The organism is Commensalibacter papalotli (ex Servin-Garciduenas et al. 2014), assembly GCF_000527695.1.
Taxonomy (GTDB): Bacteria; Pseudomonadota; Alphaproteobacteria; order Acetobacterales; family Acetobacteraceae; genus Commensalibacter; species Commensalibacter papalotli.
In genome coordinates, this window is sequence record NZ_ATSX01000003.1 from 98,113 (window position 1) to 111,440 (window position 13,328).

Annotated in this window: 16 protein-coding genes; 9 read left to right on the top strand and 7 right to left on the bottom strand. The window is 38.3% G+C overall.

The genetic code is table 11. The features are described from left to right. Window positions 1-181 precede the first annotated feature (181 nt). From cbiE to COMX_RS09395, 4 genes are all read left to right on the top strand, one after another. Entirely contained in the window at window positions 182-1,411 is a 1,230-nt protein-coding gene (cbiE, locus tag COMX_RS09380) for a precorrin-6y C5,15-methyltransferase (decarboxylating) subunit CbiE (protein WP_034340496.1), read from the top strand. Beyond that, complete coding sequence (locus COMX_RS09385; RefSeq protein ID WP_034340499.1) at window positions 1,408-1,800, top strand: cobalamin biosynthesis protein; 393 nt, start codon at window positions 1,408-1,410, stop codon at window positions 1,798-1,800. Before cbiE ends, COMX_RS09385 begins: the two co-directional genes overlap by 4 nt. Continuing rightward, window positions 1,797-2,552: a precorrin-4 C(11)-methyltransferase gene (gene cobM / locus COMX_RS09390; RefSeq protein WP_034340502.1), complete on the top strand. Its 756-nt coding sequence runs from the start codon at window positions 1,797-1,799 to the stop codon at window positions 2,550-2,552. The genes COMX_RS09385 and cobM overlap by 4 nt, the downstream gene beginning before the upstream one ends. 276 nt (window positions 2,553-2,828) lie before the next feature. Then, on the top strand, window positions 2,829-3,125 hold the full coding sequence (locus COMX_RS09395) for a hypothetical protein (RefSeq protein ID WP_200867639.1): 297 nt from the start codon (window positions 2,829-2,831) through the stop codon (window positions 3,123-3,125). Window positions 3,126-3,135: 10 nt separating this feature from the next. Here COMX_RS09395 and COMX_RS09400 read toward each other — a convergent pair whose 3' ends face one another. Further along, window positions 3,136-4,224, bottom strand: a complete 1,089-nt coding sequence (locus COMX_RS09400) for a cobalt-precorrin-5B (C(1))-methyltransferase (RefSeq protein WP_034340505.1) — start codon at window positions 4,222-4,224, stop codon at window positions 3,136-3,138. Window positions 4,225-4,246: 22 nt separating this feature from the next. Between COMX_RS09400 and COMX_RS09405 the strand changes: the two genes are divergently transcribed. Genes COMX_RS09405 through cobS form a run of 3 tightly spaced genes read left to right on the top strand, consistent with a single transcriptional unit; the run spans window position 4,247 to window position 7,352 of the window. After that, entirely contained in the window at window positions 4,247-5,563 is a 1,317-nt protein-coding gene (locus COMX_RS09405; protein ID WP_034340508.1) for a cobyrinate a,c-diamide synthase, read from the top strand. Further along, a complete protein-coding gene (locus COMX_RS09410) occupies window positions 5,560-6,579 on the top strand; it encodes a nicotinate-nucleotide--dimethylbenzimidazole phosphoribosyltransferase (RefSeq protein ID WP_034340511.1) in 1,020 nt (339 codons plus the stop codon). Before COMX_RS09405 ends, COMX_RS09410 begins: the two co-directional genes overlap by 4 nt. Next, complete coding sequence (gene cobS, locus COMX_RS09415; RefSeq protein WP_051462088.1) at window positions 6,576-7,352, top strand: adenosylcobinamide-GDP ribazoletransferase; 777 nt, start codon at window positions 6,576-6,578, stop codon at window positions 7,350-7,352. Before COMX_RS09410 ends, cobS begins: the two co-directional genes overlap by 4 nt. On the opposite strand, the gene COMX_RS09420 is transcribed toward cobS, so the two are convergent. From COMX_RS09420 to speD, 4 genes are all read right to left on the bottom strand, one after another. Continuing rightward, window positions 7,342-7,902, bottom strand: coding sequence for a histidine phosphatase family protein (locus COMX_RS09420; RefSeq protein ID WP_084051597.1), 561 nt, complete (start codon window positions 7,900-7,902; stop codon window positions 7,342-7,344). The two genes, cobS and COMX_RS09420, sit on opposite strands and share 11 nt — an antisense overlap. A 21-nt stretch (window positions 7,903-7,923) precedes the next feature. Beyond that, a complete protein-coding gene (locus COMX_RS11125; protein ID WP_161631862.1) occupies window positions 7,924-8,079 on the bottom strand; it encodes a hypothetical protein in 156 nt (51 codons plus the stop codon). Between the two features lie 530 nt (window positions 8,080-8,609). Further along, window positions 8,610-9,470: a polyamine aminopropyltransferase gene (gene speE, locus COMX_RS09425; RefSeq protein ID WP_034340515.1), complete on the bottom strand. Its 861-nt coding sequence runs from the start codon at window positions 9,468-9,470 to the stop codon at window positions 8,610-8,612. A 102-nt stretch (window positions 9,471-9,572) separates the two neighbouring features. Then, entirely contained in the window at window positions 9,573-10,037 is a 465-nt protein-coding gene (gene speD / locus COMX_RS09430; RefSeq protein WP_034340517.1) for an adenosylmethionine decarboxylase, read from the bottom strand. A gap of 435 nt (window positions 10,038-10,472) precedes the next feature. Between speD and dksA the strand changes: the two genes are divergently transcribed. Next, entirely contained in the window at window positions 10,473-10,904 is a 432-nt protein-coding gene (dksA, locus tag COMX_RS09435) for an RNA polymerase-binding protein DksA (RefSeq protein WP_034340519.1), read from the top strand. Between the two features lie 59 nt (window positions 10,905-10,963). Here dksA and panC read toward each other — a convergent pair whose 3' ends face one another. Then, window positions 10,964-11,785: a pantoate--beta-alanine ligase gene (panC, locus tag COMX_RS09440; protein WP_034340522.1), complete on the bottom strand. Its 822-nt coding sequence runs from the start codon at window positions 11,783-11,785 to the stop codon at window positions 10,964-10,966. Window positions 11,786-12,016: 231 nt separating this feature from the next. On the opposite strand from panC, the gene COMX_RS09445 reads away from it, so the two are divergent. Then, window positions 12,017-12,904 (top strand): DUF2272 domain-containing protein, encoded by an 888-nt coding sequence (locus tag COMX_RS09445; protein ID WP_034340525.1) that lies wholly within the window; start codon window positions 12,017-12,019, stop codon window positions 12,902-12,904. A 2-nt stretch (window positions 12,905-12,906) separates the two neighbouring features. On the opposite strand, the gene COMX_RS09450 is transcribed toward COMX_RS09445, so the two are convergent. Then, a complete protein-coding gene (locus COMX_RS09450) occupies window positions 12,907-13,320 on the bottom strand; it encodes a rhodanese-like domain-containing protein (protein ID WP_034340528.1) in 414 nt (137 codons plus the stop codon). Window positions 13,321-13,328 lie beyond the last annotated feature (8 nt).

Consider the following 13,328-nt stretch of genomic DNA (forward strand, 5'->3'; position numbering starts at 1 on the left):
GAAAAACCTTGATTATCCTTTAGCTGACAGTCCAGTTTGGCACAAAAAACATGAACATATTCTATCAAAAAACATGTTAATATTTTTATTAAGCTATTTTATTAAAAATTAGATAAATAGAATAATACATCATATAAACCATACATGTTTTATGTTACAATAAGAGGCGTTTTTATTTGAAATGAAAAATAATGACTTTGTTAAAGCATTTTTAAGTATTATTGGCATTAGTGAAAATGGTATCGATCAAATTTGCCACACCGCAAAAAAACGTATTCAACAAGCTAGCCTAGTTATCGGCGGAAAACGTCACCTTACCCTTGCTGATAGGTTGATAAATGGGGAAAAACAAACCTGGTCCAATCCAATTCAACACTCTTTACAAGCTATGATAGAAGTAAAACCAAGCCCCGTAGTAATTTTAGCATCCGGAGATCCTTTCTGGTATGGTATCGGCCCTCTAGCTATAAATAATTTAACCCATAAAGAATGGGAAAGCTTTCCTGCCATTTCCTCTTATACATTAGCTTGCAATGCACTTGGTTGGCATGGACAACATATCCAAACGGTTTCTTTATGTGGACGTCCCATAGAAACATTACGTCCTGCCTTAACTCCTTATCGACGATTATTGATCTTATCCGCTGATTCGCAAACACCCCATCAAATACATCAAAAGCTACAAGAATGGAGCATATCCTATAAAAATTTTTATATTTTAGAAGCTCTTGGTGGGCCTAACGAAAATATCCATCAACTTTCTCAAAACACCCCCATCCCTAATAATATCTATCCTTTAAATATGGTTGCGCTTGAATTAGATAATTTTATTCCCTTACCTTTTACACATGGGCGAGAAGATCATTGGTTTAACAATGATGGTCAACTGACAAAGCAAGCTATTCGTTCCAATACGTTATCTGCACTACAACCCTATCCAGGTGCATTATTATGGGATATTGGCACTGGGTCTGGCTCTATTGCGATTGAATGGATCTTAAGCCATCCTACTTGTAAAGCAATCGCCATAGAACCACACGCTGATCGTGCCAAACGTGCAAAAGAAAATGCAGTTGAACTGGGCGTGCCATCCTTACAAATCATTGAAGACAAAGCCCCTGAAGCATTACAGAATTTACCTAGGCCGAATGCTATTTTTATTGGTGGAGGATTAACCTCACCACAATTACTAGAAACCGTTTGGGACGCTCTACAACCATTGGGAAGGTTAGTCATCAACTCTGTAACAATCGAAGGTGATAGCTTACTATTTAAAGCCCAACAAGAATGGGGCGGCGAAATTACTCGCCTCCATATAGAGCATTACGAACCATTGGGGCAATATCACGGCTTTAAACCTGCCCGTGCCATTACTCAATATGTTGTTGTCAAACCGTCAGACACACTATGACGCACTTACAACCTGCTATCATCGGCATGGGATTCTCCAAAAAAAGCACTGCGATTAGTCTAAAAGAAACTTTAGATTGTTTTTTAAAACAACATCAATATACATTAATAACCTTGGCGCTTGCCGCGTTTAAACAGCAAGATCAAAATACACTTCAATTACAAACTCTAATAGATGCTCCTGTGCATTATATTTCCTATGAAACCTTAAAAAATTTGCAACCTCAATGCCAAAGCTATTCCCCTATGGCAGCACACCATATTGGACTAGGCGCTGTTGCCGAAGCCTGTGTCTTAGCAATGATGGGTCAAAATGATCATTTACTGATCCCTAAAATCATTTATAACAAAGTTAGTTTTTCCGTAGCCCTTAAAGGAGACCCTTCATGACTGTTCATTTCATTGGTGCTGGCCCTGGTGCTGTGGATTTATTAACCCTACGTGGGCATAAAATCCTTTCTGAAAGTTCTATATGCCTCTATGCAGGATCTATTGTCCCCAAGGAAATGTTAGATTTCTGCCCTTCCGATGCCACTTTGATTGACACAGCTCCACTAAATCTTGATCAAATTGAAGCAGAATATATCAAAGCGCATAAAGCAGGCCAAGATATTGCTCGCCTTCATTCTGGAGATCTGTCCGTTTATAGTGCCGTTTCTGAGCAAATTCGCCGTCTGCAAAAGCATAATATTCCCTATACCTTAACGCCTGGTGTTCCCGCTTTTGCCGCCGCTGCTGCTTTGATAGAAAAAGAACTTACAGTACCAGAAGTCGCTCAATCTGTGGTAATAACCCGCATTTCAGGCAGAGCTTCAACCATGCCTGCATCTGAAACTTTAGAAAACTTTGCCAAAACAGGTTGCACCTTGGTTTTACACTTGGCAATTCATCGTCTAGAGGAAATCGTTGAACGCTTAGTCCCATTTTATGGAACAGATTGTCCTGTTGTAATTGCCGCCAGAGTCACTTGGGAAAATGAACAGATTTTAAAGGGAACCCTCGGCACGATACTTGAGCAGTTCAACCAACAACCTATCGAGCGCACTGCTCTGATTATGGTAGGGCGTGCTTTACATGATCAACATGTAACCGAAAGTGCGCTATATAGTATCGAATATCAACGACGGTTTAAAGTTATTTAAAAAGTAAAAGTTGCAAGTTTTTATTGATAAATTTGAAAAAACACTAGGATTTACTACTTGTTTTGTAATCAACACAACAAAGTAACCTGTTTTTATTTTTTCAAATTAATAGGATAGCAAAAATGATTACTTACTGGTACATGCAAATGCACCCTGATGATACATCCTATGCTGATAAATATCTTTGTAGCATTCTCGAACATAATAAATTTATAGTTCTAGGCCAATGGGAAAAGCGAAAAAGGGGAAATTGCTATATCACAATTCAAGAATGATATGTCTATAAACGATATAGTAGCAATAAAAAATGATGCTAGATTAATAGCATTAGTTCAAATCATCGGTGGAGCATATGAGCTACATGAAGATGAAGATTCGAAGACAAAATGGATTGTACATAGACAACCAATTAGAGTTCTAGATTGGGAGCTGTGGGGAGAAAAATTACCACAACCAAGAGGAACTCTGGAAAAATGTGCTAATAGTGATGCCGATACTACAAAAGTCATAAAAGAGTGGCATGAACGTGTAGAGGAAAACCTTAAAAAACGAGAGATACCAACATCCGTTTGAATCTAAAATATCAAGATAAATGAATACCATTCGCCACTATACCATGGCATTGTCCTTGCCGATCAAATAAGAGTATTTCTAACTCTATAGATACAGGATCAAGCACTTGCTGAGCTATTTTTAATGCTTGCTCAGCAACAAAGTCCCCCAAAGAAATTATTCCCTGACACAAAGAAAATACCTCAGCCGTAGTATTGGCTTTTCTTATCTGAGATACTAGATCTTCATCAGCACCAAGCTGTACCACCCATTCAACTAGCAAGTTCAGATCCACAGAGGAACGTTTAGAGTGTAAATCCAAATGCCCTTGGGCGAGTTTAGTCATTTTCGCAACCCCGCCAGCCAATGTTAGCTTTTTCACAGGATGGGTTTTAATATATTTTAAAACTCCACCTGCAAAATCACCCATTTCTATCAAAGCACTTTCAGGAGCATCGTACAGTTTTTGCGCAGCTCTTTCCGATACATTGCCTGTCGAAGCAATTAAATGATCTATTCCCTCTGCACGTGCTACATCAATCCCACGATGAATACTGGCAATCCATGCCGCACAAGAAAACGGCACAACAATTCCTGTCGTCCCTAGAATAGACAGCCCACCCAAGATTCCCAAACGCGGATTCATTGTCTTTAGGGCAATTTCTTTACCATTCGTCACTCCAATGGTCACCTCAGCATCAGGATCAGCTGTAATTTCTGCCAAAGCATTGCAAATCATTTGTCTGGGCACAGGATTAATTGCAGGCTCACCAACAGCCAAAGGTAATCCAGGCTTAGTAATCGTACCAACACCCTCACCTGCTTTAAAAACAATACCTTCACCTTTGGCTCTCTTTTTAATTTGCACTATAATTTCTGCGCCGTGTGTGACATCAGGATCATCACCTGCATCCTTAATCACCGATGCAATCGCACAATTGGCACTAATAATTTCTTTTTTTAACAGAAAAAAAGTAACTTTTTTACCTTGTGGCAGGGTAATCTCTACACAATCCAAGAAAAAACCATTATGTATGGCATGATAAGCAGCTTTGGCAGCAGCTGTTGCACAAGCTCCCGTTGTCCATCCATATCGTAATTGTTTATTCTCTTGGTTCATTTAATTTCCTATAAAGCAAACTATGACGCATTCTGAACAAAACGCAAAGGGGTTCATTATCGCTGCCCCGAAATCTGCCAGTGGCAAAACCACAATCACCTTGGGGTTACTAACTGCCTTGCGACGCAGAAATATCAAAGTACATGCGGCAAAATCAGGGCCAGATTATATTGATCCCGCCTTTCATAGTGTTGCAACACAAGCCACCTCTTTTAATCTAGATAGCTGGGCAATGCCACCTGATTTACTGGATTATCTTTTTGCTTCTACGCTTAACGATACTGACATAACCATCATAGAATCATCAATGGGGTTTTTTGACGGTATTGAAACTGAAAATGGCAAACGCGGTTGTGGAGCAGATTTAGCAGAACGTTATAAACTGCCTGTTATTTTAGTAATGGACGTTACAGGACAAGCCCAATCTGCTGCTGCTATTGCTTATGGCTTTGCCAATATTAATCCAAATATTCAAGTCAAAGGGGTTATTTTAAATAATGTTGCCTCTCCTCGCCACCTTGCCAGCACCGAGGCCGCACTAAAACGCATTCATATTCCTGTGCTGGGATCAATTCCACGCGATCCATCTTTGCATTTGCCTGCACGACATTTAGGGTTAATTCAAGCCGAAGAACATCATGATTTAGATCAACATTTAAATCACCTTGCTGATATTGCGGAACAACATATTAATATTAACGCATTACTCAATCTTGATACGACAATTACTATTCCTAAAACTTCACCCGTTACTGCCTTACTACCACTCGGACAGCATATCGCCATTGCAAAAGATATCGCTTTTAGTTTTATCTATCCACATATTCTTGATGGATGGATAAACCAAGGAGCAAACATTCACTTTTTTTCTCCTATGAATAACGAAGCTCCACCCGAGCACTGTGATGTTTGCTGGCTTCCTGGAGGCTATCCTGAACTTTATGCAGGGCAACTTGCAAATCAAACAAACTTCATCCAAGGTATGCAGCATTTTTCCCTTACACGTCCTGTACACGGTGAATGCGGAGGCTATATGGTGATGGGAAATAGGTTAGTTGATAAAGATGGTGTTTCTCATCACATGCTGGGGCTATTAAGCCATTCATGTAGCTATGAAAAACGTAAGATGCATCTGGGCTATCGCAAGGCAACCCTGAATACACCTAAACAAGAATTGATACACGGGCATGAGTTTCATTATGCCACTGTTATTGACCCTGGGCATGATCTTGCTTATGCTACGCTTACCGACGGCACAGGAAACCCTATTGGGGCAGAGGGTGGACGGCGAAACCATATTACAGGCTGTTTTTTCCATAGTATTGCATTACAACCATGAAAAATTTTGAAACATTAGATCAATTACGCCAAGCATGTACCGAGCTACCTGCTAAAGATGACGCTAGCGAACAAGCGACCTATAAACGTCAGGCAACTTTATTGAAACCCCCTGGAAGTCTGGGCGAATTAGAAAACCTTGTTGGATGGTTAGCTGCATGGCAAAAAAAATCTATACCAACCTTGGATCGTATTTGTATCATCATTTTCGCTGGTAATCACGGTGTTACAGCGGAGAACGTTACCCCTTATCATTCAAATATTACTGAAATGATGATTGCCCAAATTAATCAAGGGGGGGCTGCTATTAATCAACTTGCAAAAAATGCCAACGTAGAATTGCGCGTTATTCCCGTCAATAATTTAGACCCTACAGAGAATATTTGCCAAGCACCAGCGATGACAGAAAAACAGTTTTTACAAGCCGTTAAAGCTGGATACAACGCAGTGACCCCTAATATTGACTTACTTTGTTTGGGTGAAGTCGGCATTGGGAATACTACTATTGCCGCAGCACTCAGTGCAGCTTTATATGGTGGAGATGGGGCTCAATGGGTCAGCAAAGGTACAAGCACGGCAACAGAACATACAGATAACAAGCAAAAAGCTGTTGATAAAGCTCTTGCTTTGCATGAGACAGCTCTTGGTGATCCTCTAGAAGTTTGTCGACGTTTGGGTGGGTACGAGCATGCAGCGCTACTCGGTGCAGTGTTGGCCGCCCGTCATTTAAATATCCCTGTTTTACTGGATGGATTTGTTTGCACAGCAGCCGTTGCCGCATTGCAAAAATTAAATCAAACAGGGTTGGAACATACCAAAATTAGCCACCTTTCTGCTGAAAAAGGGCATTTATTACTAGCTGGTAATCTGGGGCTTTACCCTCTGATCGCCTTTAATATGCGTCTGGGAGAAGGAACAGGTGCAGCAACCATTATTCCGATTTTAAAAGGGGCTTTGGCTTGTTATACAGGCATGAACAGTTTCAAAGATGCTGGTCTCCCCCCTCCTCAAGTATGATAATAGTTCTAAGAAAAATTCACGCTGATCTTTATTGTGGGCTATCTTTTTTTACACGCCTACCCGTCCAATGGCTTTATCGGTCAGACTTTCCATTCTCTTTTGGTCGTGCCATTTGGACATGGCCGTGGGTAGGCTTAATTATTGGCTTAATTATCAGCATTATTTTTAAACTTACTTGCCATCTTATTCCTTCCGCTTGGATTATTGCTTTCCTGATTTTAGGGATTCAATTTTTGCTTACTGGTGGATTGCATGAAGATGGCTTGGCCGATATGGCCGATGGATTTGGCGGGGGCAAAAATAAGGAGCATAAATTAGAAATTATGCGAGATAGCCGTTTAGGCAGCTATGGAGTTTTAACTTTATTTATTATATTAGGTTTGCAAGTTAGTGCATTATCTTTTCTAGCACGCTATAATACAACATATGCTACAATGGTTTTAATCATTACGGCCGTTCTTTCGCGCATTTCAATCTTATTACCAATTTGTTGCAGTCAACCTGCGCGTTCTAATGGACTTGCCAGTTCGTTAGTCAATATTCCTCGCTCCTCTATCCTCATCGCCATCTTATCAACATTACTCCTTATTTTCGCATTAACTCCATGGATGGCAGCAATAGTTTATATAATACTATCAGCACTTATCTCTGCTGGAATCACGCTATACGCACAAAAACATATTGAGGGTTATACAGGCGATATTTTGGGAGCGATACAAACGCTTGTTGCTACTGGTATTTTAATTACCAGCACAATTTTTACAGTTTAAAATCAAAGATTTCTAATTTGCCAAACTCGGGTAACTCTCCTAGCAACTCTACAGATTTACCAAGAGCAACTTGTCGTAATAACCGTAATGGGCCTGCATGTGAGACAATCAATACATTTTCTTGTTTTTGTTGAATTTCTGTCCAAAGCTCTAACACTCTATCATAGAGTATTTGTCCACTTTCACCGCCAGGAACCTGCCATTTCCAAGGTGTTTGAGCCCAATCATCAATTAATTCTTTTGGTAAATCATCCCATAGTTTTCCTTCCCAATGGCCAAAATGAAACTCAAGTAAACGGTTATCTGTTTTACAAAAAAGTTGATATTTTTCGGCTATTTTTTGTGCCAATTTTAAGCATCGAGATAAAGGGGAAGCATAAATTGTTATATTTTGAAAATTATCAGGTAAAATAGCATATTGCTCCCAATGTTCTTTCAAAGGAACATCCATATGCCCATAACATAAACCCACAGGAACATCGACAGGAGGATGACGCATAAGCCCAATTTTATAACAGACTTGTTTTTTTCTAATATTCATATCAGTCATTATATATTAAAATCACATAATTTAATTATTATCAAACTCGTTTTGATCATCTATCTGATTTTGTATTCGTTTCTTTTCTGACCAACGACCTAGTAAAATATCCCATAAAGAATAAAAAATAGAAATCATTACTAAAATCATAATGCATGCGGACAACAGGATAATTACCTGACTCATTATTTTCTCCTTTTATCCTTTGAAAAACAATATGAAAAAAACGACAATCTATATTATTCAATAAATACCAAACGATTTCAAAACATAATATTAAATTATAAAATATTTAATCTAATTTACAATTTACTATAGCTAATATGCTCTATTTTTCAATAAAATGAATTTACCATGACATAAACTGTAAAATTACAAAATTAAAATTAAGGAATAACTACAATGGATATATTGATTTGAATTCGGCAGATTAAATTTTGAATGTTTATTACTTGATTCAGAATCGCAATAGATTTTGTAATCTTAAGTTATAATATCAGCTTTTAAACCTATGAATTATGATAGTTTTTATAGGTTTGTTCAGATCAAACACTATATAATCTGTATGTATATTAAGAAGATTGTGTGCTTAGGCAATTTCTATGAGTCAAACGATATGCTCATCAAATTAAAAAATTATACAACCTTCTTAACCAATTTCTATATAGGGAATTCTCGAACGATCTATAACTTTCCGATTTTCCCCTATTCTTAAATTAAGGTAACTGTTCTTGAATATAAGGAGGTAAACAAAAAGATGCTGTATGTACTTCGGGTGACCAATATCGAGTGTGACCTAAAATATTTGCTTTTTGCGCACGTTCCTCAATAACAGAAACCCGCTGTTTCGTATGATTATCCCCTTTACCAGCAATGCCCAAGGTCATAAATCCACCGATGTAAGTTGGTACTGCAACAACATAAGCAGAAACGTAATCAAAAAATTGAGCACGGCGTAAACTGGTCTCACGCAACTCATCTGCTTGCATAAACGGAACACCACATTGATTAACAATTAACCCTTGTGGTGTCAAAATACGTGCACAGTCACGATAAAAAGCATCAGTAAAAAGAACCTCTCCAACACCAATAGGGTCTGTACTATCTACGATAATAACGTCAAAGCTTTCGTCTTTCGCATCAGCAACATATTGAATACCATCACCAATGATAACTTCTGCTCTATGATTATCCCAACAACCCGCAGATATCTTGGGTAAAAATTCTTTTGATAACGCGACAACATCTCCATCAATTTCAACCATTGTGGCTTTTTCAACCTCAGGATGTTGTAATACGCGACGTAAAACACCACCATCACCAGCACCAATAATCAAAACATTTTTAGCATTTCCATGCGTCAGTAATGGTACATGTGCTAACATTTCTTGGTAAACGAATTCATCTTTTTCAGTAATTTGTGTAGCCCCATCAAGTAACAACACACGCCCATAAAATTCGTTTTCGATAATTTGAATATCTTGAAATTCAGATTTTTTACGAGCCAACTCTTTATCAACACGAAAGCTTTGCTTCCAAGTATCGTAAAGTGTTTCATCTATCCATTTTTCAGACATCTTATTGCTCCGTATAAAATAATTTAAAGCATAAAAAAGCCGGGCAATCATAACTTACCCAGCCTTGGTTCATCTGTAAATATAGTTGATAATAATCAACTCTTAGAGATTTTCTTTGCCGCGTCTTTGCTCATCCAAAACGATACGTTCTGGTTTAAAGAAACGTTGCAATACAGGAATCGATGTGTATGGATCACACGAACCACACATAAAAATATCCAAAGCAGCAAAGTTACGCTCTGGCCATGTGTGAATCGAAATATGACTCTCAGCCAATACAACCACCCCAGAAACCCCACCATTTGGAGAGAAATGATGAAAATGACTGTGCAAAATTGTTGCGCCTGCAACAATAGCAGCTTCACGTAACACGCGATCAATTTCTTCAGGAGAATCTAGATTCGTGGCATCCCATAGATCCACAAGTAAATGCGTCCCCGCGAAACGCATACCGTCTCTAACAATAAAATAATCTTTACGATCTTCCATATCATGTGCAAGATCGCCCGAAACCTGGTTATTTCTCGGAGTTTCCGAGACCATCCCCAGTTGAGCAAGTGCGTTCATCAACGTACCCCTTAACCAGTAGATAGCCTGTTGGGCATAAATGCCCCCTTGGGCCAAAAGAATTCGAAATTAGAATATAATCCGATATAACTTAAAGAGCATTTAATTTAAACCGTAGCTTAATCAAATTTCTCAAAGTTACTCTATATTCCATGGAAAAAATGACTAGTGTCATACTTGCGTTACTATATGACCCCTTATCTATGGAATCACAAGCTTTTTTTTAGCTTTGTTGCATTTTTTTTAAAATGAATGAAAAGTTTACCTTGTGAATTTATCTCATTTTTTTTCGTATATTAATTTTTTTTTCATTTAAAATACATTTTTTCCTTGGCGTAAAGAGCTGTTAATATTATAACCCTTAAAAATCAGATAGTAAGGATAGTTTTTTATACCATATTATTTTTCTATATGCCAAAAATAGGTGCATAATATATGAACACGTTATCATTTAACAATGACTACAAACCTTCTGATGATGAGGAGTTTATGAATCCTCGTCAACAAGCATATTTCAAAGCTAAACTAGAAGCCTGGCGTGATTCGATACTTAACAACTCTACCGAAGCCTTAAACCACTTATCTCAAGATCGCCCTGCGGATATTGACCTTAACGACCGTGCCAGCTCTGAAACTGATCGTGCTTTAGAGCTTAGAACCCACGATCGTGCTAGAAAATTATTATCAAAAATTGAGCAAGCATTGCGCAAAATAGACGATGGCAGCTATGGTTATTGTGAAGTAACAGGAGAACCTATCAGCTTAAAACGCCTTGAAGCTCGTCCTGTTGCAACAATGTCTGTTGAAGCCCAAGAACAACATGAAAGAAAAGAAAAAGTATATCGAGATGATCTACCTGTAGATTAAATGATCTATCTATTCTTTATTTGTAAAAGCCTTGTTTTATAAAACAAGGCTTTTATTATTTACATATTATCTAATAAGCGCACAGACCCTAATTTAGCGGCTGTAATCAAGCGGCTATTACTGGACCATTCAGAAATCTTACACAAAGATTTACCATCCACAGCATTAAAATAGTCCACTTCAAATCCTTTTTGGGATAATTCATCAACAGCACTCTCTAAAACCTGAGATATCACCTCACCATTTTGTAACCTTTGGTAACTTTTATTTAACACTTGATATAATAAAGCTGACTTTTGTTGCTCTTCTTGTGATAAAAAACGATTACGCGAAGATTTTGCTAAGCCATCCACTTCACGTACGATTGGCACACCAAAAATCGAAATAGGGATATTCAAATCCTCAACCATTCTGCGAATCACTTGTAATTGCTGCCAATCTTTTTCACCAAAACAAGCAACATGCGGTTTGATCAAAGAAAATAGACGATAAACAACCGTCGCAACACCCGAAAAATGCCCTGGTCTTTTTTCCCCTTCCCATAATAAAGAAGGGCCATCAACAACAATCTGTGTTGCAAAACCTTTGGGATAAATATCTCCAACTCTAGGCAACCAAACCAAATCAACCTGATGTTGTTCTAATAACTTAATATCATGTTCTTCCGTTTTAGGATAACGACTAAAATCTTCTTTTTGATCAAATTGCAGCTGGTTCACAAATATTGTTACAATACAATAATGAGCCAGTTCTTTAGCACGTTTTACCAGTGCCATATGACCATCATGTAACGCGCCCATTGTTGGTACTAACGCCACAGAATAGTCTTTAAAACTAGCCCTAGCTTGTAAAAATTCTTGTAAATTACGTGCAATTATCATTGAAATGAACCTTAATGAATAAAATAATAAATCAGCATCTTACTATAAGAATAAACCCAATCCTATATTCTTAAAAAGCATAAGTGCTAAAAAACAACAACCCTTCTGGAATACTCTTCCTATGCAAATAAAAATGATTTCAAAAAATACAAAATTATTTTACATAACAATACAGTAATATACTGCTTTAATTCTTTTTAACTCCTTACTCTCGGGTGGTTCAATATAAACATGATACGCAAACTTTCCCCTTTTATTTTATTAGGGTTCCTGACTGCTTGTGGTGGTCCTGCTAATAATCAAGTTCGCCCAACCCCAGGGGGGGCATATCCACAACAGCAACAAAGATCTATTTATGATGATCGTGTTCCTGATTTTGCGACCAATAATTTTGAACCTTTTGCAAGACAAGAGGCTGTTGCAATTGCTCTGCGCGAATGGCGTTTATTTGGACAACCTGTTGCTGATTATGACCCATTACAACACCCAGAGCCAGAAGTCCCAGATTTTAAAGCTGAACGCATGCCAGGCCTTTGGCAACGCGTTGGAGAGTATTGGTGGATTGGTATGGATCCTGGAATGTCTGAAGGCAGTTATACAGGTAAACACAATTCTAATGGTACTGCTTTTAACTTTCGTAATGATGGACATTACGCATGGTCAGCAGCATTCATTTCTTATGTTATGAGAATTGCAGGAGCAAATAATCGTTTCCCATACTCTCCTAATCATTCGACCTATATTAATGCAGCCGCATCTAATGAATCTCCAATCCTTCATGCTCAAGACCCAGCAACCTATGCACCTAAGCTTGGGGATATGATTTGTACTGCACGAGGTAAAAATAGAGATGGTATTCGTTTTTCAAGCTTACCAACAGGGTCTATGTTCCCAGCCCATTGCGGAATTGTTGTGGCTGTAAACGAAAATGGACAACCTTTTGGTCGTCAAATCAGTATTATTGGTGGAAACGTAGACGATTCTGTGGCAATGACCCATGTTCCTGTGGATACAACAGGAAAATTAGCAGGGCCTGATGGAATCAGCTATGATTCTCGTTATCCTTGGTGTGTTGTATTAGAAGTTTTATATGACGCTGAAACAGCGTCACATAAATAAGCTTACCGAACTGGCTGAAGAACAGGTAGTTTTTCAGCCAACCACCCTGCTATTTTACCTGTAATACCATTGGGATCAGCAGGGCCTTCAAATCCATCTTTGACATTAACCACATGATTAAAACCACTATGTTGAGCTAAACTCGCTGCCAACATACTGCGCTTTCCTGAACGACAGATAAAATATACTGTTTGTTCTGGCCTTACACCTGCCTGGCGAAGTTCAGAAACAAAATTATCGTTCCTTTCACCAAAAATAGTTTGCACACTGATTTTTAAAAGTTCCTGAGATAAAGTTGACAGATCAGGGTAACCAATTTGTTCCCATTCTTGAGGTGTACGCACATCAATCAACACTGCTTCTTTATCAACTTGTAATTGTTTCCAAGTTTCCATGGGTGTTTTTTCATCAATCATTAAACAGA

What these genes read in the sequence shown, in the direction of transcription:
- cbiE (WP_034340496.1), top strand. Translation starts at nt 182, where the DNA reads ATGAAAAATAATGACTTTGTTAAAGCATTTTTAAGTATTATTGGCATT.
- COMX_RS09385 (WP_034340499.1), top strand. Translation starts at nt 1,408, where the DNA reads ATGACGCACTTACAACCTGCTATCATCGGCATGGGATTCTCCAAAAAA.
- cobM (WP_034340502.1), top strand. Translation starts at nt 1,797, where the DNA reads ATGACTGTTCATTTCATTGGTGCTGGCCCTGGTGCTGTGGATTTATTA.
- COMX_RS09395 (WP_200867639.1), top strand. Translation starts at nt 2,829, where the DNA reads ATGTCTATAAACGATATAGTAGCAATAAAAAATGATGCTAGATTAATA.
- COMX_RS09400 (WP_034340505.1), bottom strand. Translation starts at nt 4,224, where the DNA reads ATGAACCAAGAGAATAAACAATTACGATATGGATGGACAACGGGAGCT.
- COMX_RS09405 (WP_034340508.1), top strand. Translation starts at nt 4,247, where the DNA reads ATGACGCATTCTGAACAAAACGCAAAGGGGTTCATTATCGCTGCCCCG.
- COMX_RS09410 (WP_034340511.1), top strand. Translation starts at nt 5,560, where the DNA reads ATGAAAAATTTTGAAACATTAGATCAATTACGCCAAGCATGTACCGAG.
- cobS (WP_051462088.1), top strand. Translation starts at nt 6,576, where the DNA reads ATGATAATAGTTCTAAGAAAAATTCACGCTGATCTTTATTGTGGGCTA.
- COMX_RS09420 (WP_084051597.1), bottom strand. Translation starts at nt 7,902, where the DNA reads ATGACTGATATGAATATTAGAAAAAAACAAGTCTGTTATAAAATTGGG.
- COMX_RS11125 (WP_161631862.1), bottom strand. Translation starts at nt 8,079, where the DNA reads ATGAGTCAGGTAATTATCCTGTTGTCCGCATGCATTATGATTTTAGTA.
- speE (WP_034340515.1), bottom strand. Translation starts at nt 9,470, where the DNA reads ATGTCTGAAAAATGGATAGATGAAACACTTTACGATACTTGGAAGCAA.
- speD (WP_034340517.1), bottom strand. Translation starts at nt 10,037, where the DNA reads ATGAACGCACTTGCTCAACTGGGGATGGTCTCGGAAACTCCGAGAAAT.
- dksA (WP_034340519.1), top strand. Translation starts at nt 10,473, where the DNA reads ATGAACACGTTATCATTTAACAATGACTACAAACCTTCTGATGATGAG.
- panC (WP_034340522.1), bottom strand. Translation starts at nt 11,785, where the DNA reads ATGATAATTGCACGTAATTTACAAGAATTTTTACAAGCTAGGGCTAGT.
- COMX_RS09445 (WP_034340525.1), top strand. Translation starts at nt 12,017, where the DNA reads ATGATACGCAAACTTTCCCCTTTTATTTTATTAGGGTTCCTGACTGCT.
- COMX_RS09450 (WP_034340528.1), bottom strand. Translation starts at nt 13,320, where the DNA reads ATGATTGATGAAAAAACACCCATGGAAACTTGGAAACAATTACAAGTT.